Source organism: Niastella vici, from assembly GCF_002077945.1.
In the GTDB taxonomy this organism is placed as follows: domain Bacteria; phylum Bacteroidota; class Bacteroidia; order Chitinophagales; family Chitinophagaceae; genus Niastella; species Niastella vici.
The window spans coordinates 137,054-157,308 of the sequence record NZ_LVYD01000124.1; the positions used below are offsets into that span (position 1 = coordinate 137,054).

13 protein-coding genes are annotated in these 20,255 nt (G+C 45.0%); 7 read left to right on the forward strand and 6 right to left on the reverse strand.

What is annotated here, in order from left to right:
• Positions 1-216: 216 nt before the first annotated feature.
• Positions 217-1,086: a helix-turn-helix domain-containing protein gene (locus A3860_RS38140; RefSeq protein WP_081155852.1), complete on the forward strand. Its 870-nt coding sequence runs from the start codon at positions 217-219 to the stop codon at positions 1,084-1,086.
• 100 nt (positions 1,087-1,186) lie between these two features.
• Complete coding sequence (locus A3860_RS38145; RefSeq protein WP_245843717.1) at positions 1,187-2,389, forward strand: epoxide hydrolase family protein; 1,203 nt, start codon at positions 1,187-1,189, stop codon at positions 2,387-2,389.
• Between the two features lie 221 nt (positions 2,390-2,610).
• Here A3860_RS38145 and A3860_RS38150 read toward each other — a convergent pair whose 3' ends face one another.
• The gene (locus A3860_RS38150) at positions 2,611-2,850 is read right to left on the reverse strand and encodes a beta propeller repeat protein (protein ID WP_081155853.1); all 240 of its coding nucleotides are present in this window, start codon (positions 2,848-2,850) and stop codon (positions 2,611-2,613) included.
• Between the two features lie 35 nt (positions 2,851-2,885).
• Complete coding sequence (locus A3860_RS38155; RefSeq protein ID WP_081155854.1) at positions 2,886-3,074, reverse strand: hypothetical protein; 189 nt, start codon at positions 3,072-3,074, stop codon at positions 2,886-2,888.
• A 179-nt stretch (positions 3,075-3,253) separates the two neighbouring features.
• Here A3860_RS38155 and A3860_RS38160 point away from each other — a divergent pair, with 179 nt between their 5' ends.
• The 5 genes from A3860_RS38160 to A3860_RS38180 all read left to right on the forward strand — a co-directional run bounded on the left by A3860_RS38160 (position 3,254) and on the right by A3860_RS38180 (position 12,579).
• The gene (locus A3860_RS38160; protein WP_158085493.1) at positions 3,254-6,286 is read left to right on the forward strand and encodes a SusC/RagA family TonB-linked outer membrane protein; all 3,033 of its coding nucleotides are present in this window, start codon (positions 3,254-3,256) and stop codon (positions 6,284-6,286) included.
• A 30-nt stretch (positions 6,287-6,316) separates the two neighbouring features.
• A complete protein-coding gene (locus A3860_RS38165) occupies positions 6,317-7,987 on the forward strand; it encodes a RagB/SusD family nutrient uptake outer membrane protein (protein ID WP_081155856.1) in 1,671 nt (556 codons plus the stop codon).
• Between the two features lie 107 nt (positions 7,988-8,094).
• Complete coding sequence (locus A3860_RS38170; protein WP_081155857.1) at positions 8,095-9,537, forward strand: hypothetical protein; 1,443 nt, start codon at positions 8,095-8,097, stop codon at positions 9,535-9,537.
• Between the two features lie 33 nt (positions 9,538-9,570).
• Entirely contained in the window at positions 9,571-10,584 is a 1,014-nt protein-coding gene (locus A3860_RS38175) for a GntR family transcriptional regulator (RefSeq protein ID WP_081155858.1), read from the forward strand.
• Positions 10,585-10,605: 21 nt separating this feature from the next.
• Positions 10,606-12,579 (forward strand): hypothetical protein, encoded by a 1,974-nt coding sequence (locus A3860_RS38180; protein ID WP_081155859.1) that lies wholly within the window; start codon positions 10,606-10,608, stop codon positions 12,577-12,579.
• 150 nt (positions 12,580-12,729) lie between these two features.
• Here A3860_RS38180 and A3860_RS38185 read toward each other — a convergent pair whose 3' ends face one another.
• From A3860_RS38185 to xyl3A, 4 genes are read right to left on the reverse strand one after another with little or no spacing between them, the layout of a single operon-like run.
• Positions 12,730-14,088, reverse strand: a complete 1,359-nt coding sequence (locus tag A3860_RS38185) for a family 43 glycosylhydrolase (protein WP_081155860.1) — start codon at positions 14,086-14,088, stop codon at positions 12,730-12,732.
• A 12-nt stretch (positions 14,089-14,100) separates the two neighbouring features.
• Positions 14,101-16,023, reverse strand: a complete 1,923-nt coding sequence (locus A3860_RS38190) for an alpha/beta hydrolase-fold protein (protein WP_081155861.1) — start codon at positions 16,021-16,023, stop codon at positions 14,101-14,103.
• Positions 16,024-16,052: 29 nt separating this feature from the next.
• Positions 16,053-17,585 (reverse strand): alpha-L-arabinofuranosidase C-terminal domain-containing protein, encoded by a 1,533-nt coding sequence (locus A3860_RS38195; protein WP_081155862.1) that lies wholly within the window; start codon positions 17,583-17,585, stop codon positions 16,053-16,055.
• Positions 17,586-17,608: 23 nt separating this feature from the next.
• Entirely contained in the window at positions 17,609-20,221 is a 2,613-nt protein-coding gene (xyl3A, locus tag A3860_RS38200) for a xylan 1,4-beta-xylosidase (protein WP_081155863.1), read from the reverse strand.
• Between the last annotated feature and the right edge of the window lie 34 nt (positions 20,222-20,255).

The following is a 20,255-nucleotide window of genomic DNA, read 5'->3' on the forward strand; positions in this document are numbered from 1 at the left end:
TGTTTACCAAACCAGGGGCTCCTCTCCCTTCCAGAACAAATACCTTTTTATAGCTACATAACAGGTATTGGTGTTGGCCATAACGTCGGTTTTATTCGTTCAATCTATTTCCGGATAACGAAAATATCACTTATAAAGTTATATCCATTTGCGATATGCATTGAAGATAACGTATCTTCAAAACCAACCTTATATCCCATCGCTATAAAAAATTATATGCAGAAAAAATTCAATCTGAGATCTTTCAACCTCTTCGAATACCTGAAACAACAGAACGCCCATAGTATTAATTTACCCTTCTTCCTTGCCAACCGGAATACCTATAAGAATGCACATGTAAGGTTTCCATTCCGGTCATTTACTTATGGACTGGGCATTACTTATACAGGTAAAGGCGAAGTGTTCAAGATCGGCAGTACTGATTATATGCTAAAAGCACGCAGCCTTACTACGGTTGGGCCGGGAATGGTTTGTCAATGGACCGGCAAATACACAGCAGAACATGATACGATCTATTTTACAGAAGAATTACTGGAAGGAATACAGGTAAAGTCATTTCTGCATTCACTGCCATTCTTTTTCCATGGCGGCAACCATGTGATCCAATTGACAGCCGATCAGGTCAGGAAGATAAATTCCCTGTTTGAATCACTTAAAGCAGTAAAAGACGAGAAAGAGGCTGTTCCGGGAATCGTTCACTCCCTGCTGATGCTGGCAAATTCATTTCATGCCATTCAAAATAACATTCCTAAAAGCAGCACTGTTTCAAGAAGGGAAGAAATTACGCATGCGTTCAGAAAGCTGGTGGGGCAGCATTTTACCAGCCATAAAGAAGTAGCCTTCTATGCAACGCATTTGAATATTACGCCCAAATATTTAAGCGAAGTATTGCAGATCACGTTGGGCAAATCGGCAAAGACCTTTATCGATGAATTTGTCATGATGGAAGCCAAAAGCCTGTTGAAACAAACAACAATGTCTATACAGGAAATATGCCATTGGCTTGGCTTTGAAGATGCTTCGCATTTTACAAAAGCCTTTAAAAAGCTGACAACAACCACACCTACGGAATACCGCAACCGATAAAGGTTACACAAATACCGAAATTTATACCATTTCTTCCGACATGTCATCTAACAACGAACCTGTTTGAACCAATAGCTTTGCCTGTATAAAACAAAACATAATGAATAAGTTGCATGCTGTCTTGCCCGCCCTGCTCCTGTTGAACATCACCAACACTTATTCACAACCAATAAAAAGAACCGCAATGAAAAACGTAACAGAATTCAAAGTAACAGTATCCCAGCAAGTGCTGGATGATTTGAAACACCGTTTACAAAATACCCGCTGGCCGGGTGAAGCTGCCGGATCGGGCTGGAACTTTGGCACCAGCGAAGCTTACCTGAAGGACCTGGCTGGTTATTGGCTCAATAAATACGACTGGCGCAAACAGGAGACGTTGCTGAACAAATATCCCCAATACATCGCGGATGTGCATGGGGTAAAGGTCCATTTTCAGTATATAAAAGGCAAAGGGAAAAACGCAAAGCCGCTTGTATTGACGCACGGCTGGCCCGACAGTTACTACCGGTTTCACAAACTCATTCCATTACTTACCGAAGGGGATCAAAGCTTTGATCTGGTGATCCCTTCCATACCCGGTTTTGGTTTTTCTGATAAAACCTCCCTTGGCAGCGAAGCAGTTGCCGACTTATGGAAAACGTTGATGACAGAAAACCTTGGTTATGAAAAATTCTATGCAGCCGGTGGCGATGTAGGCATGGGCGTTACCAAAGCGTTGGCTTCGAAATATCCCGAGGTAGTGGCGGGCGTGCATTTTACCGATGTAGGTTACCCCATGGGGCAGGAAGATCCAGCAACCATGACCGAAGCAGAAAAACAATTTGCACAGTTTGTACAACAATGGTGGTATGCCGAGGGTGCTTATGCCATGGTACAGGCTACCAAGCCCCAATCCCTGGCCTATGGCCTCAACGATTCGCCGGTTGCCCTTGCCGGTTGGATCCTTAGTATGGTCAATGCCGGCGCACCCCCCGAACTAATAGAACAGGCATTCGGTGGTAAGGATGAGTTACTGACCAACATCATGATCTATTGGGTAACACAAACAATTGGATCATCTGTAAAAATGTATAAAGTAGAGGCGATGGCTCAATGGGGTGGTTCACAGCCATTGAAGAAAAGCAATGTGCCAGCCGGTGTGGCGGTGTTTCCAAGAGAAGCACAATTCCCCAAAGAGTGGGCCGATCGTTTTGTAAACATAGTCAGCTTCAAAAAAATGAAAGAAGGCGGACATTTTGCGGCACTGGAAGTACCGGATGTTTTCGCTGAAGAGCTACGTAATTTCTTTTATAGCATCAAGTGATGGCACGGGAAGGAAATGCCAGCAACCGGCGGATGTATATTATCCGCCGGTTGCTGGCATTTTTAATGATTGTGGCTAATTCAAACGCCCGGGCCATAATCAGAAAACTACTTTTATTGTGGCAATCTTTACTCCACTATCCGTATTCAACACTTCTGCAAAACAAATATTGCTCCGGCCCAACAAAGCAGGTATGCTTATGACATTCGCCCCCATTTCTATTACTGCCTCGCTTGAAATACCATTTGGACCGGCCGCATCAAATACATGTTACCATTTGAAGCCAGGACCGCCTGCACTGGCATAAGGCCTGTAGTTGCACCAGCAACAGCATTCCAGGTGGTGGCGCCATCGGTAGTTTTATACAGGTTGGCACTACCCGTTTGTATGATGCCTACATATATTGTTTGGGTAGCATTGCCCGTTGTGCCGGTGCTTTTATCGAATAATACAAATGACACGCCTGCTCCACTGAATGTTGATACCGGGAAACTGCCTACCTGGCTCCAGCTGCTTCCATAATCGGTGCTTTTCCATAAACTGTTACAAAAAAATTTTCACCGGAAATAAAAAATTGTTCTACTTTTGAAGCAGACCAGACCAGACCAGACCAGTCAGACTCTTCAACCCCTTTAATGCTCAGGGATCTTATTTCCGGGGTGAGAAGCTGATGGGGATTTGCCATAATTAAAACGATTGTTATGCCAATAATTGCTTCCTGTCATCTGCACGATAGTAGTTAGCGGTCACACTTTTTTATACCCGCTACAATTTTATCCTCTCTGTTACATACCAAAACAACTATTTATGAAAAAATGTTTTTCAAGGGGGCTGCCCTTTGCATGCCCTTTCCTAACGAAATGTATGCTCATCTCTCTTTTTCTTTTGCAGTTTATTATGGTGCTCCACCTTTCTTCAACCGCCCAAAGCGTTACTCAGGTTATACAAGGGATTATAAAGAACGATAAAAACGAGCCTGTTTCAGGCGCGTCTGTAATGGAAAAAGGCTCCGCAAACGGAACGGTGACTTCACAAGACGGCAGGTTCAGAATTACTGTTGCCGGCAAAAATGCCGTTCTGGTCATATCCTATACTGGCTACGAAACAAAGGAAATTCACGTTGACAATGACAAACCGCAGAATATTGTCCTGGCGCTTGAAAATAAAGGGCTCAATGAAGTGGTGGTCATTGGATATGGAGCGCAAAAAAAAGCATCAGTAACCGGTTCTGTCGCTTCCGTAAAAGGGAGCGACATTGCACAAAGCAGTTCTGCCAATATTTCAAATGCCATTGCCGGACGTATTCCCGGTGTAATTGCAAATAACCGTTCAGGCCGTCCTGGTGATGATGCTTCTACCATCCTCATCAGAGGATTCAATTCATTTGGTGGCGGCACCAGTCCGTTGGTAGTGGTAGATGGTGTTCCCGACAGAGATTTTACCCGTATTAATCCTGCTGATATTGAAAATATTACCGTGTTAAAAGACGCGGCTGCTGCCATTTATGGAGTTCGATCAGCCAATGGTGTTATTCTGGTTACTACGAAGCGGGGAAAAACGGGAAAACCCACCATTCAATATGATGGTTCTTATGGCATTCAGCAATTGACCCGTTTGCCTGAAATCGTAAATGCCTGGCAATACATGACGTATTACAATGAGATCAACCCCAATACCTATAGTCAGGCTGATATAGACAAGTATAAGGCGGGAAATGATTCCAATTATAGAAGTACAGACTGGATCAATGAGGTGTTCCGCAAAAATGCTCCGCAGCTGGCCCATGCGCTCTCTGTAAGTGGCGGAACAGACAATGTTAAATATTACTTTTCCGGTCAGTACCTTGATCAATCAAGCAATTTCCGTAACAGCATTGAGCATTATAAACAATTCAATATTCGTTCTAATATTGATGCAAGGATATCGAGGAACCTGAAAGTGAACCTTGATCTGGCTGCACGCAGGGAGGATAGAACCTATCCTACTTATGGAGTTAACAGTATTTTGCATGAAGCCAGGTCGCTGTACCCATTCATTCCGGTGCGCTGGGCCAATGGATCGCTAAGTGCCGGCGTATCGAATGGAAGGAATCCCGTTATCCTGGTAACCGGCGATCCGGGGTATGATAAAATAAAGAATTACGTACTCACCCCCCTGGCAGGATTCGATCTTCAATTGCCTTTCATAACGCGGGGTTTGTCTGTCAGCGGATATGCTTCCTTTGACATCAACCTGCGCAATGAGAAGATATTTACCAAGCCATGGGATGCCTATTCTTATAACAGAACGACCGGTGAATATGCCAATCAGAAAACATCAACCGCTATCACCAGCATCACACAGGATGACCGTTTAACTTATTACAACACCAATTTCATCAAGCTTGCGTACGACAGGCAGTTTGGCCTTCACAACATCAATGCATTTGCGGGGTATGAACAAACTTCTTCCAATTATTCGCAAACTTATGCCTACCGGAAAAACCTGTTAAGTGATCAGATAGACCAGATCTTTACGGGTAATGCAGAAGGACAAAATGCGACTGGAGCGTCGGCACAGGATGGCCGTGCCAGCTATCTCGGCAGGCTGGGGTATAATTTTGATAACAAATACCTGGCAGAGCTTTCTTTCCGCTACAACGGCTCTTTCAATTTTCCTGCTTCAAACCGATGGGGATTCTTTCCTGCAGTATCTGTTGGTTGGAGGATCTCGGAAGAAAAATTCTTCCAGGAATTTGTCCCATTCATCAATCAGTTGAAGATAAGGGCATCCTGGGGTATGATGGGTAGTGATGCAGTGGCGCAATACCTGTTCTTAACCAGGTACCAGCTCGTGACCAACAAGAATTACTACACCTATTTTGGTAACGATTATGCGCTGGCTTCCTCCTTGTTATTGTCAAGTACTCCCAATACCAATATTACCTGGGAAAAACAGGATACCAGGAATATTGGATTTGATGCCACCTTCCTGAATGGTAAACTAAACATCAATGCTGATTATTTCCGTTATCTCAGGAAGGATATACTCGCTCAACGCAGCGCTTCCATACCATTATATACGGGCATGTCACTGCCTGCCGAGAATATCGGAAAATCACTGAACAGGGGATTTGATCTTTCTGTCAATTACAATAACCGGAAGGGAGCGTTCCAATACAACATTGGTATTAACCTGACGTATGCCAAAAGTAAAGTGCTGTTCCGCGATGAAGCGGCCAATGTGCCTGAATGGCAAAAATCGGAGGGACACCCCATTGATTCGTGGCTGGTATATAATACCAATGGCGTATACCATACAAAGGAGGAAATTGATGGGTCGGTACATTTGCCAGGTGCCAAAATCGGTGATCTATGGATTAAAGACATTGATGGCAACAAAAGTATAACGAGCAATGACATGGTAAGAAGATTCGAATCGGCCACACCTAAATTCGTATATGGCATCAACCTGGGTGCCTCCTATAAAGGAGTAGCAGTGAATCTTCTCTTCTCCGGTCAGGAAAAGGCCAAACAAATGATTCTTTCGCAAATGCAGGGCTCACTTGTTGCACCGCCGAAATGGTTGTATGATGGCAGATCAACTGCCGATAATCCCAATGCCCAATACCCAAGAGCGTTCAATGCCAACGACAGCTACAATAGTATTTATGCCGATTTCTGGTTGAAGAATGCTGCATTCCTGCGCCTGAAATCAGTGGAAGCATCTTATTCCCTACCAGTTCATCTTTATTCAAGGTTTGGTTTCTCCAGCATGCGTGTATACGCCAGCGCTTACAACCTGCTTTCGTTCGACGGTATGAAGAAATATGGAATTGATCCGGAAACGAATAATATAACCGGCGTTAACTATCCACAATCAAGGATATTCAGGACAGGGATCAATGTGGGGTTATAATTAAATCTTTTTACTATTAAAAAATGCTATATGAAGCTTAGAATACTGACCGGAATTTTATTCACCAATATACTGTTGTCATCCTGTTCGAAGGTGTTGGATAAAGCGCCATTGGATTCCTATACGGATCAATCTGTATGGAATGATCTGAAACTGGCAGAAGCTTTTGCCAATAATATTTACAATGTACTTCCCACCTGCACCTATGATTGGGGAAATTCGATTAACCGAAGCTTCCTATTGTCCTGTGCAGTGGACGAAGGTTATAATAAGTTTGATTATGCCGGCTTGCGGAGTGTTATTACCAAGGGAATACTTTCACCGGACAATGCGGGGGACTTTGACATTTGGGCAAAGAATTACAATCATATCCAGAACGCCAATATCTTTCTGTCGAAGATCGATGCCATTCCCGGCGACGATGCGCTCAGGAAGAGAATAAAAGGAGAAGTCATTTTCTTACGGGCATTTGCCTATTTTCAACTGGTTTGTGATTACGGCGGCGTACCCCTGATCACGAAACCTTTTGAATTGAATTCCGATTTTCAGGTGCCACGCAGTTCGTATGAGGAAATGGTTAAATTTATCGTTTCGGAACTGGATATGGCTGCCGGCCTTTTGCCGGCTGCTAATTCAGCATCTACCACAGGCCGTATCACCGCGCCCCTGGCGCTGGCTATTAAATCGCGGTTGTTGTTATATGCTGCGAGCCCTCAATGGAACCCCGCAAACGATCAGGCAAAATGGACAGCAGCCTCAGCTGCCGCCAAAGCAGTAATAGACCTGAACCAGTTCAGCCTGTTCACCGGCAACTATGCTGATATTTTCACCACATTCAATGCAGAATTGATCGGCGTAAGATTATCCAATAAACAATACAACTGGAGCGCATTTAATGGTATTGAAATGATGTGTTATCCCAGTGGTTTCCATGGCTGGGCTGCTTTTGCGCCCACACAGAACCTCGTGGATGCATTTGGTACAGCCAACGGAAAATATATCACTGATGCTGCTTCGGGTTATGATCCGCAGAAACCGTATGTAAACCGTGATCCGAGGTTCTACGCCAACATCGTGTATGATGGTCGTTCATTGGGCAATTCGGCCTATGTAGGCTGGCGTAAAAGCAGCACGAACCCCGACGGCACCCTCGCTGAATTTTATGAAGGCGGGCTGGATTCCCCCCAGGGTCTCGATACCTGGAATAACAGCGAAACAAGATATACCTTCCGCAAATACATGGACACAACCTATGATTTCAATGTTTCTACCCAAAACAACAAGTTCTGGATACTCTCAAGATTGTCGGAGATCTACCTGAACTATGCAGAAGCTGAGTTTTACCTGGGGCATGAAGCCACTGCCAGGCAGTACCTCAACCTCATAAGGAAGCGGGCAGGGATAACTGTTGATATTACCGAAAGCGGCGCCGACCTGGAAAAAAGGCTCCGTAATGAAAGGCAGGTTGAACTGTGTTTTGAAGGACACCGATACTATGACGTACGCCGCTGGAAAATTGCGGAGGCAACCCAGAACCAGCCAATTGGCCAGGTGATCATTACCCGTGCACAGAATGGTACAAAGACCTACCAGTATAAAGATCTGGAACAACGGTATTTCAAGGCCAGTAATTATTTGCTGCCGATCCCCAAAACGGAAATCCAAAGAACTGGCTTACCTCAGAACCCAGGTTATAATTGATATCAATCGCTATTTGCCTATCCGGCTTTTCCGAAAAATATGTATTATGGGAACGGTTATAGTTGGATAGGCAAATAGCCTGTTTTAAATTTTTTTTTGCGATCAGTATGAATAGAATATCCTTTTTAACAGCAGCATGCCTGTTGGTAAGCCATCTGGTCTGTGGCCAGGTGAAGCCCATTGATTTTACTTCTTCGGATACGGCCATGCAAACGGCTTTCAGGAACGCCCGGGAAATGGCTTTGCATTATAAAAGAAATGCAACGGACCCGGTTGGCGCCTGGTATGAGGCTTCATTGCCCGGCAGAAGGGCTTTCTGTATCCGGGACGTATCGCATCAATGCCTTGCTGCAGAAGCATTGGGTATGAGCAGGGAAAACAAAAACATGTTCCTGCATTTTGTTTCCAACATTTCAGAAAAGAAAGATTGGTGCACTTACTGGGAAATAAACTACCAGGGAAAACCGGCGCCGGAAGATTACCGTAACGATACCGCTTTCTGGTACAACCTCAATGCAAACTTCGACATTATATACGCCTGCTGGCGATTGTATTTGTGGACGGGCGATACCGGCTATATCAAACATCCCGCTTTTAAATCCTTTCATCTTCGCTCATTAAATGAGTTTGTAGCGCGCTGGATACTGCAGGCAGACTCGCTGCTTCAGCGGCCCCCCTACCCCAACGCGCCTGTGCCCTTTAACATAAATGATTATTTTCATCGCTGCCGGGGATTACCTTCCTATGTAGAAAATTTAACCGATCTGAAAATGGCTGTCGATCTGGTTGCAGCCATCTACCGGGCTGTAAAAACATGGTCGGAAGTAGAAGCGTGGAAGGGGAATAAAAAAGCTGCAGAAGCATATGCCCGGAAAGCAGCAGACTATCATCGTGAACTGGAATCTATTTGGTGGGATAAAGAGGTTGAACGATACCATACACATGTCACCAATAAGGGAGAATTTGGAAAGAGAGAAGGAGAGACCTTCCTCTTATGGTTTAATGCATTAACCGACAGTGTACGGATCAGAAAAACGATAGAACACCTGTTGGGGAACAATTGGAATGTTGAAAATCTGTCATACCTGCCTCATCAATTATACAGGTATGGGTATTGGGATAATGCTTATAACTTCATCCTATACCTCACCAACCCCACTACAAAAAGGCGGGAGTACCCTGAAGTATCATTCGGAGCTATTGAAGGCATCATACAGGGCCTGATGGGTGTTGAGGCCGATGCCAGGTTTAACCGGGTTTCAACCCTTTACAGGAGTCGTACAGCAGATAGTGCATCACTGCTACATTTACCCGTTCTGTCAACAAGCGTCAACATTACACACCGGAAAAATGGAAGTACATTGCAGAATGAAGGCCCGCAAGCTATCAACTGGCGGATAGCCTGTAATAGCCGTATCCCCTATATAGTGATTGGTGGCCGGAAAATGAAAACCACCCAGGAGTGTGGAATAATGGGTAATTTTATTTCTTACGTGGAGGTACGAGTGCCCCCGGGTAAAAAGCTATTGGCAAGCTTTACAAAAAATTAGGATATAATAGCTAGTTGTAAAAAAAGATGCAGGATGAGCAAAATATTGTATGAAAAAATAAGAGAACTCGAAAAAGTTACTGCCTATTCAAAGCATGATCGCCTGGTGCAGGGGATCATCAATGCCATCAATGAAAAGATGCTGGTACCCGGCGATACCCTGCCTTCTGTAAATACCATGATCAGGGAATTTCATTTTTCAAGGGAAACGATCATAAAAGGGTACAATGAACTGGTGAGCAGGGGCATCATTGAATCAAAGAACCGGCTGGGTTATTTTGTGGCGAACGGCAACACGGTGCAAATGCTGAAAGTAGCATTGCTGATGTATAACCTCGATACTTTTGAAGAGCAGTTCTATCGTAATTTCAGAAATACATTGGGCAGTGGAATTGAACTACAGACTTTCTTTCATCATGGCAATATTGAAATTTTTGAAACCATTCTGCAGCGTATTAAAAGCCGTTTCGGCATGTATGTTATAGCACCTATCCCCCATCCGAGATCAAAAGAATTGTTGGAAAGTATACCCCGCCAAAAGTTGCTGATGGTCGACCGCTTTGAGCCGTTGGATGGGGAGTTTAATCATATAACCCAGGAGTTTGAACAATCTTCCTATAAAGTATTCTCAGAACTGGCGGAGGACATTAAACGCTTTGATGAAATTATCTTTTATCATTCGCCCAACTCGCTTGACCCGAAGGAAATTGTGAATGCATTCAGGAAATTCCTGAAAGCTTACAAAGTAAAAGGCCGGGTGATCAGGGAGTTTATTCCAGGTACTATTGAAAAGGGTAAGGTTTACTTTACGCTCGACAACTTTGCTATGTGGGAAATATTAAAGGAATGCAAAGTCAAAAAACTGAAACCGGGAAAGGATGTTGGAATCCTATCTCACAATGATGAGCCTGCAAAGGAATTTGTTGGAATAACCACTTATTCGGCTGACTTTGGATCAATGGGCGCCATGGCTGCTCAATCAATATTAAATAGAGAGAACATCCAGGTTACCATACCCTTCGTACTAGCAAGAAGAACTTCACTTTGACAATACTATAAATACAACCACATGAAACAATTGATGGTGCTGGCATTTTTGCTGGCTGGGATTTCTTTGCCTGCTCAGCAGCAATATTGGCAATTAACTCCGGATGGCGGTATTCGATGGACTGTGCAGGCGGGCCAGGTGCACGCCGATCACATAGAGATGAGTGGAATGCAGGTATCGGCTATTGTTCGCTATGGTGTAGATGAAACCGGGAAAATGGTTTTTAGCCGCAAACTGGTTTTTCCTATGCTTCGAACAATTCCCAATGACACAAGGGGGAATCTTATTAAAGAGTTTACCGACAATATAACCGATTCCATTATAATTGGAGGTAGATTGGTAAAAGGCAGGCCACAATGGTTTTATATCAGGGGAATATTGGAATGTACTACTCTTTTGGAAAAAGGGGTCAGTATCCAAAGAAAGGTATTCCCTTCTGTCGATAAAGCTGCCTTCATCGAATACTACACAATCCGTAATAACAATACTGATGCGGTTGCCGTCCATATTCCCGAAACTGATAAAAGTGAGATCACAGACGCCGCCAGCGGAGTATACGGGGCCTATACTATTAATTATAAAGTGTATAATGGTGGCCCGAAAACACTTAATGGTAATAGTGAACTTCAATTTTGGGTGGTTATATCTGCGCGAAAAACATTTGATGAACCGTATCATTATGCTGCCAGGTATGAGTGGGAAAAGCGGCTTGCCCTGGTAGATCAATTGCAGGATAATCTGGTGTTGAAAACGCCTAACGATACTATTAACTGCATGTTTGCCTTTGCTAAAATAAGGGCAGCAGAAAGTATATTTGACACCAAAGAAGGCTTAATGCACGGCCCTGGCGGCGGAGAGTACTATGCTGCTATCTGGGCTAATGATCAGGCTGAATACATCAATCCATTCTTTGCTTACCTTGGATATAATAACGGTATTGAATCGGCACGCAATAGTTTCCGCCTGTTTGCCAGCTATATCAATCCTGCTTTCAATCCTATTCCCAGCTCCATCATTGCCGAAGGCGCCGGTTATTGGAATGGCGCCGGAGACCGGGGAGACCAGGCTATGATTGGCTACGGAGCGTCCTTTTTTGCGTTGACCTGCGGCGATACATCGGTCGCCACTTCACTTTGGTCTTTGATCGATTGGTGCAATGCTTACCTGCTTCGGAAGAAATCGCCGGAAGGTGTGATCGCTTCTGAATCTGACGAACTGGAAGGAAGATTTCCGGCAGGAAAAATAAACCTCTCTACCAACGCATTGGCCTATGCATCCTTCCGCTATGGCGCAAGCCTGGCAGCAGCACTGGGAAAATCAGATAAGGCGAATGATTGGAAGAAAGAAGCAGAAGCATTAAAAAGAAATATCGGCAGTTACTTTGGTGCATCGGTTGAGGGCTATAATACCTATCGTTATTATGAGGGGAATAACAAACTGCGTTCCTGGATCTGCCTCCCGCTTGTTATGGATATTCATGACCGTAAAGATCAAACAAGGGATGCTTTATTATCGCGCCATTTATGGACTACCAATGGCATGCTTACACAATCGGGCACTACTACATTCTGGGACCGGTCAACTTTGTATGGTTTCCGGGGCTTATTCAGATCGGGTGCAACAGACACCACTTATCCCTACTTCGCATATTACTCGGCCCAAAGGCTCCTGGGCGGGCATGTGCCTTATGCTATTGAAGCGTGGCCGGAAGGCAATCAGCGCCATTTGTCGGCCGAAAGCGGCCTTTATTGCCGTGCCATCGTTGAGGGACTTTGGGGATTTGATCCGGTTGGCTTCAGGGAATTCACGATATCGCCAAAGCTGCCAAAAGGATGGGAGAAAATGTCCCTGCATAAAATCCATGCATTTAATACCAGTCTGGATATAACGGTATATCGTGTTCGGGGTAAATATCGCGTATGTTTACAGGAAGCGGGCAAGCCGGCAAAAATGGTTTTCTGGAATGGCATAAAACCGTTGCACTTTGTACTGTAATGCATAGCTTTAGTTAATGGATACGATTGCCTGCCTTACTTTTCTTGCCATTACTGCCCCCAAAAAGTAACTATCTCCCGGCGAAAGTAGTTTTCGCATGGATAAATGATACTATCGCTGCGACTGTTTGTTCAATCAAAGCGTTTTTCCCTATTCAAAACCTGTCCAGTCAACTTCTATATGATTGTTGTCCTTCGCTACAACAAACAGGTTTTGGATGCCCGGCTCAAAATGCAACAATGGCGCCTTTACCAACTGCCAGTCATTACCTGCAGCAATGGGAACCTCTGCCACGACCGGCCCTTCAACATCATGTATGCGTATTTGCAAAGAGCCCCCTTCCGGAGCCAGGGCCCGTACCGTAACCGATTTACGTTTCTTCTGCCCAAAGTCTACACTGTTGTATTGTACCCACGCTCCGGTTGCTTCCAGCACCGTTTTCCAACCCTGGAATTTACTGGCGGTATCAAGAAAAGCAATGGACGCCCCTCCATCACTAATACGGTTGTACCGGTCGATCTGTATTTGTGTATTGGCTTTTGTAACTCCTATTCCCCGGTAAGTAGGAGTTACTTTCTTTATGGTGCCATCGGTATTAAAGAACAGGCTATCAGCCCTTATTGACCTGGCTTTATCGAATGCGGGTGAGTAATCGTTATGATGATAAAACAGGTACCATTGATCTTTAAATTGTATAATGGAATGATGATTGGTCCAACAACCGGTGGGCGACTCATCCATTATAACGCCCGTTATTTTAAAAGGACCAAGCGGATTATCCCCTATCGCATACTCCAGCCGTTCAATCTTGTTTTCCACATGTGGATAGGTAAGGTAGTAAGTCCCGTTCCGTTCAAACAGGTACGGACCTTCCTTCAATCCCCTGTTCGGCAATTCTCCCAGCACCACAGGATCGGAAGCGAGCTCCACCATATTATCCTTCAGCTTTGCGCCATAGATATTTCCCTGCGACCAGTACAGGTAGGCCTGCCCATCTTTATCAATAAATACATTGGGATCTATGCCTCGTACATTCATGATAGGCGCAGGCTGTGGAACAAAAGGTCCTTCGGGTTTATCGGCAATGGCTACACCAACCGTAAACCCGCGCGCATAACTGGTATCTTTTGGCGTGGTTGGAAAATAAAAATAATACTTGCCGTTCCGGTAAATGCAATCCGGCGCCCACATGCTATAACTGTCTGGCTTAACCCAGGGAACTTTATTCTGGTGAACGATCACGCCATGATCTGTCCAATCGGTAAGGTTGGCCGAAGAGAACACATGGTAATCTTCCATACAAAACCACCCCACCCGGCCCCGCTCCTGGGTGGCCAGTATATCATGAGATGGATACACATATACTCTGTCGCCAAATACCCTGGCAGAAGGATCGGCGCTGTACTGGTCACGGATCAACGGATTTTGCGCATGTAATTGAATGGTAATACCGACAAGCAGTATATACCGGCATATCATTAAAATATATTTATGCATTGTATTTTTCATATTCAACAATGATCATTTGAACAGCCCCTGGGCAAAATTGTACAGGTTATTCCGCCATACCGGCCAGCTGTGACCGCCGGGATATTCACTGTACTGATATTTAATATTCATTTCATCAAATTTCGAAAGCATGATCTTGCAGTTGCTGTAAGCAATATCTTCTTTTCCGCCCATGGCGATCCAGAAAAGCTTCAGGTTGTTGTTAATGGTGGCCGCATTGCTTTTCATAAACTCGTACTGGGGCCCCGAAAGAGCTGGTTGATTAGACCACCAGCCAGAGCTGAATACGCCGAGATAGGAAAACAGTTGGGTATTTTTTATACCGGTATACAATGTTTGCAAGCCACCCATCGATAAACCGGCCAGCGCCCGGGCCGAAGCCTCTGTAGCTGTGCGATAATTTTGTTTTATAAAGGGTATAACGTTTTGCTTTAACTCGCTTTCAAATGCTTTTAATGCCTGTTCGTTAAATCCTGCGATCCCTGAACTGAAGTTCCCATCCATCATAACCACCAGCATGGGCGTTGCTTTTTTGCCGGCAATCAGATTATCCAGAATAAGATCAGTTTTCCCCTGGGCAGCCCAACCGCTTTCATCTTCACCGCCACCGTGCAAAAGATATAACACGGGGTATTTTTCATTGGCATTTACATCGTAACCGGGCGGCGTGTAAATGAACAGCCGGCGCCACGTATTGGTAGTTGCAGAATAGTATCTTTTTATTCTTATATCACCATGGGGCACATCTTTCACCGCATAATAGCCGCCGCCACGGAACGGGATCTCAATACCACTGGCCATTCGTCCCATACCATAGAACGTTTCACTGGCCGGGTCGGCCAGGGCAATACCGTCAATCAGTAAAGAATAGTAATGAAAACCTTCACTAATGGAATCGGTAGTAACACCCCAGTACCCACCGGTATCTTTTACCAGGTCATATTTCTTAACCAGGTCTATTTGCACTTTTTGCGCATTGGGCGCTTTGATCCGGAAAACAACCCGGTTATCGGGAAGCACCTGGGGGTAACCGGCCGAACGTACATTTGTTGAGGCTGGCGTTCCCAAAACAGTATATTTCATAAAGGTGGAACTGTCAACCGGTTTAAACAGGAATTGGGAAAACATATACAGGCCGTTTTTCCAAACTTTGAAATCATGTACGCCCGGTTCAATGTAATAGATGTGCGGAACATTGTGCTCATACAGGTAATCGTGCGTGCGTTTGCTGAATGTGATCAGCCTGTCGTTATCACCGCAGGAGATCCATAACAATTTCAATTGCTTTTTTGCTGCTTCAGGATCTGGCACCAGTTCTTCCGGTTTTTTAGTATTGGGGGCAGAAGAAAAGCCACCCACCCAGGCAAATTTGTCCAAATTGCCTAAACCAAAATTCAGCGATTGCCCGCCGCCCATTGAAAGCCCTGCTATGGCCCGGTGTTCGCGGTCAGCCAATACGGGATATTTTTTTTCGATGAAAGGGATCAGGTCGTTCAGCAGGTCCTTTTCAAAATCGGCAAATGCCTGCACTTTATCAGGCGCCATGATATTGCCGGTGGCGCGATCGTCTTTCATGGCTCTTCCGTTGGGCATTACTACTATCATTGGTACAATCTTACCTGCTGCATACAGGTTATCGAGTATCACTTGTGGCTTTCCGCCATTCAACCATTCCTTTTCATCGCCTCCTATACCATGCAACAGGTACAAAACCGGGTACTTGTTCTTTTTTGAAAACCCGGGCGGCGTATAAATGAGTGACCTCCTGGTAACCCCCACAGTTTTTGAGGCATAGCTGATGGTATCGATCTTTCCATGTGGAATATCTGCACGCAATGAATCGAAACCGGTTGGCGCCTGTTTAACAAGTTCCTGTGAGTTGGCAAATGAAGCACTCAGCAAGAGAGTGACCAAGGCAAACAATATTTGTTTCATATAATAATTTTCCTGTTGTATTGAACGGCTTATTTTATTGTAACAGCTGCTTTGATTTGAGTAAAGGAATGGGGCGGAAACGTATAGGTAAACTGTTTTCCCCTGGTTTCAACCATTTTTTTAACGGGTATATACTGATCCTGTTTGTCAAATTCATATACCTCGTTCAATGAAGTGCCTGCAATAAGGCTGGCTTCCGCGTTGCCGGCAAAGGTCCCCGAACTGGTACCAATGTCGGCAGTTATCGCTTTCTCTTTATGACGGTTCACCACATTGATGAAAATCGTGTTTGTTTCTTTCGAGTAGGTGGTAGTAACATCGAGATAAGGAATATCGTTGAATTTTGGGGTGTTAAACGTGTCGCAGGTAACATAGGTATCTACAGACCTTCCCCGGCAATTGTTCGAGAATGCCTTGAAAATATAAAACAACGGTGTTTTAAAAGTTCCCTTCTTTGTGTCACTGCCCAATAGCGAGGTAAGGAGTGTAAAATTCGCCATCTTAACCTCATTCGCATGGCGCAGGAAAGAATTAAAACACTGTGCAACAGGCAGAACAGATAATGTGTTCCTCGACATGAGCCCCCACTCGTCTACCGAAATATAAATTGGTTTTTTAAAGCCGTTTTTTGCACGTGCCGCTTCTATCTGGGCTGCCGGCACTTTGATCTTTTCTTCAAAATCCATAGCGCTTTGTCCCATGTAAGCATAATAATCATCCGATCGTTCCCAATACCGGTGAATAGATAAATAATCTATCTTATCGCCGAGTCCCTCAAGCACTTTGCGGTTCCAGTCAACCCATATACCTGTAGGTTCATAATACGAAGAACCGGAGGCCACGAGCTTGATGGTGCTATCAACTGACTTCATGGCTTTTGCTGCTTCCCTTCCAATTTTTACATAATCTTCTGCTGTTTTGTAGCCTAGTTCCCAGGGATAGCCGTCCACTTCATTCCCAAGGTCCCATAACTTAACATGGTATGGTTCTTTATGACCGTTCCTGGCACGAAGGTCTGAATAATAAGTTCCCATTGGATAGTTGCAGTATTCAAGCCAGTAAACGGCATCTTTGATCTCGCCCAGACCCAGGTTAACACATACCACATTTTCACTGCCTATTGCCTTATTCAGGGCCATCCATTCATCGATACCCACGTGATTATTATCTACTCCGCCCCATGCCAGGTTAATACGGGCCGGACGTTGATCTTTGGGTCCAATGCCGTCCTGCCAGTTATAACCCATTAAAAAATTCCCGCCTGGCCAGCGCATGTTGGTAATCTTTAATTCCTTCATCGCTTCAATATAATTTTTCTTAAAGCCGTTCTCATCTGCCAGTGGCGAAGAAGGGTCGTATAAAGTTCCATACAATGTATTGAACTGCACAGAATCGGGTAAACCAAACCTTCTTCCGCTAAAGTGAATAGGTTCCATAAATACCCCATAGATCCGGGGGTCAATTTCGCCAATGCTTCTTTCTATATCAATTTTTATGGTCGCATTTTGTGCAGCAAGCAGCGCAGGCAAAACGATCAATAATGAGAAAAGTATTTTTTTCATTCGAGACAGGTTTTTTATGCGAATTACTTAATCGATACCTTCACTACCTTCAGGTCTTTTTCTGCAGAACTATTCCCATATAATAACTCATATTCACCGGCCGCTACTGCCATTTTCCCATAACTGGCATCATAAAATTCAAATGCGGCAGGCGGCAGACTGATATTCGCCATAGCCCTTTTTCCTGCTGGAACTGCTATCCGTTTAAATGCTCTCAAGGTTTTAAGTGGCCCGTCGGTATCGCCTGTTTTCCGCACGTATACCTGTACAATCTCCGTTCCGTTGCGTTTGCCGGTATTGGTTACAGGTATTAACAGGTCAATACTTTCCCTGTTGCTGATGCTTGTTTTATTTACTTGTGCAGTACCTATTGAGAAGCTGGTATAGCTTAAACCAAAACCAAACTGGAAAAGCGGATCACTCATGAAGCGGTAGGTTCGGCCCTTCAGGGAATAATCTTCAAAACCGGCCAGCTGCGTGGTATCCTTATAGAAGGTAACAGGTAATTTACCCGAAGGGTTGTAATCACCGAACAGCACATCAGCCACAGCCTGTCCACCCGATTCGCCTCCATACCATGCCTGCAGAATAGCATCGCAGCTTTCGGTCTCAGGCATCAGGCCAATGGCCGAGCCCGAGCAGTTTACAAAGATCACTTTTTTACCCGCTGCCTTCAATGCTTTTAAACAATTGCGTTGCACTTCGGGCAATTGAATATCTGTACGATCGCCGCCCTTAAAGCCGGGATAAGATACCGGCATTTCCTCCCCTTCCAACAAGGTAGAAAGGCCGCCAACGAATACTACTTCATCAATTCCCCTGAGTTTATTGATCAGGCTGCTAAAATCGATGTCTACTTCCTTACCAAAATCAAATTCGATATTTGCCTGCCAGTTGTTCAACTGGGCAAAGCGTACTTCTATTTTATATTTTTTGCCACTTTCAACTTTATAGGAAACTCTTGAAAGCAGGGTGCGCCAGTTATTGGTCCTTCTTACCATTGTTCCGTTCACATACAATTGCATGGAACCTGTAGCCCCGCATTTAAAAACTATTTCCTCGGTACTGGCCGCAACAAACTCCGTTTCATATAATGCTGAAAAATTTTCGAGTTGAACACCCGATGCAAACTCGTGTTGGCCGGCAGTGGTCAATTTTAACGGATTGGCTATTTGTTCGGTAATAACAGCATCGCCTTTCATTTCGCGGTTGTTCCAGTATGTGGCTTTAAACCCTTTTTTACCGTCGATGGAACATTGTGAAAAATAGCTTTGCGTCACCTTGTTCTCTACCAGATCGCATGCCTTGTCGTATAACACCTCGTTCGCCGGCATTTTAGACTGGATGCCGCTCAGGATGTTGATCGTTCTAACCGGCCTCCCATTATAATTTCCCCAAAGCATGGGACTATTTTCAGCATTAGGCCCTATGACAGCTATTTTCTTTGCAGTTCTTTTTAAAGGAAGGATATTATTCCTGTTCTGCAGCAGGGTCATCGATTCAAGCGCCATATCCAGGGCCAGCTTTCTATGCGCCTCGTTATTAACGACCGACATGGGAATGGCGGCCCAGGGCACCAATGCATCGTCATCCATCTCGCCCAGATCGAACCGCCCGGTCAACACGCGTAGCAGGTGCTTATCTATTTCTTCTTCGGTTATCAATCCCCGGGAAACGGCCTCGGGCAGGCTTTTAAATGCATAGCCTTCCCACACACATTCCACATCGGTGCCCGCCAAAGCGCCCTTTGCAGAAGCATGCACGGCATCGGACGACACTTTATGGCTGGTAAAAAAATCGGTGATGGCGCCGCAATCTGAAACCACCACATGTTTAAACCCCCAACTGTTGCGCAAAATGGTTTGCAATAAACGGTTATTGCCGCAACAGGGCTCGTCATCCAAACGCTGGTAAGCACACATCACCTGGCGTACATCGGCATCCATCACCAGCGATTTGAATGCAGGCAGATAGGTTTCGTACAGGTCGCGGGGCCTCACCTGGTAAAGGTTCAGTGTATGCCTGCTCCATTCAGGACCCGAATGCACGGCAAAATGCTTGGCGCAGGCCAGTAACTTGCGGTATTTTGCATCGGCGGGCCCCTGCAGCCCCTTTACTACTGCAACGCCCATACGCGAAGTGAGGTAAGGATCTTCCCCATAGGTTTCCTGGCCACGGCCCCAACGCGGGTCACGGAAGATGTTGACGTTGGGCGTCCAAACGGAAAGACTCAGAAAGCGGCGGTTTTCTTTTCCACTCCGGATGGCATCATGGTATTTGGCACGTACTTCATCTGAAGTAGCATCAAAGATCTTATATACCAGTGAATCGTCGAACGAAGCAGCCATACCAATGGGTTCGGGAAAAACCGTAACATTATCATTATTGGCCAGGCCATGTAATGCTTCACTCCACCAATTGAATTTTTTTATGCCCAGCCGGGGTATGGCCGGGGATTGATCGAACAGCAACGAGGCCTTTTCTTCCAGCGTCAATCGGGCTACTAAATCTTTGGCCCTTTCTTCTGAAGGCAGGTTGGGGTTCTGATAGGGCAGCTTTTGTGCAAAGCCATTTATCGAAAAAATCAGGGCTGCTATAATTGCAATGCCGGTACCAGTGGTTTTGTATGATTTCATTATTATAATTCAAAACATTTTGTATGATCCCGTT

Coding starts and splice junctions, on each gene's coding strand:
- A3860_RS38180 (WP_081155859.1), top strand. CDS start 10,606: ATGAAACAATTGATGGTGCTGGCATTTTTGCTGGCTGGGATTTCTTTG.
- xyl3A (WP_081155863.1), bottom strand. CDS start 20,221: ATGAAATCATACAAAACCACTGGTACCGGCATTGCAATTATAGCAGCC.
- A3860_RS38190 (WP_081155861.1), bottom strand. CDS start 16,023: ATGAAACAAATATTGTTTGCCTTGGTCACTCTCTTGCTGAGTGCTTCA.
- A3860_RS38155 (WP_081155854.1), bottom strand. CDS start 3,074: ATGGCAAATCCCCATCAGCTTCTCACCCCGGAAATAAGATCCCTGAGC.
- A3860_RS38140 (WP_081155852.1), top strand. CDS start 217: ATGCAGAAAAAATTCAATCTGAGATCTTTCAACCTCTTCGAATACCTG.
- A3860_RS38195 (WP_081155862.1), bottom strand. CDS start 17,585: ATGAAAAAAATACTTTTCTCATTATTGATCGTTTTGCCTGCGCTGCTT.
- A3860_RS38160 (WP_158085493.1), top strand. CDS start 3,254: ATGCTCATCTCTCTTTTTCTTTTGCAGTTTATTATGGTGCTCCACCTT.
- A3860_RS38175 (WP_081155858.1), top strand. CDS start 9,571: ATGAGCAAAATATTGTATGAAAAAATAAGAGAACTCGAAAAAGTTACT.
- A3860_RS38145 (WP_245843717.1), top strand. CDS start 1,187: ATGAATAAGTTGCATGCTGTCTTGCCCGCCCTGCTCCTGTTGAACATC.
- A3860_RS38165 (WP_081155856.1), top strand. CDS start 6,317: ATGAAGCTTAGAATACTGACCGGAATTTTATTCACCAATATACTGTTG.
- A3860_RS38185 (WP_081155860.1), bottom strand. CDS start 14,088: ATGAAAAATACAATGCATAAATATATTTTAATGATATGCCGGTATATA.
- A3860_RS38170 (WP_081155857.1), top strand. CDS start 8,095: ATGAATAGAATATCCTTTTTAACAGCAGCATGCCTGTTGGTAAGCCAT.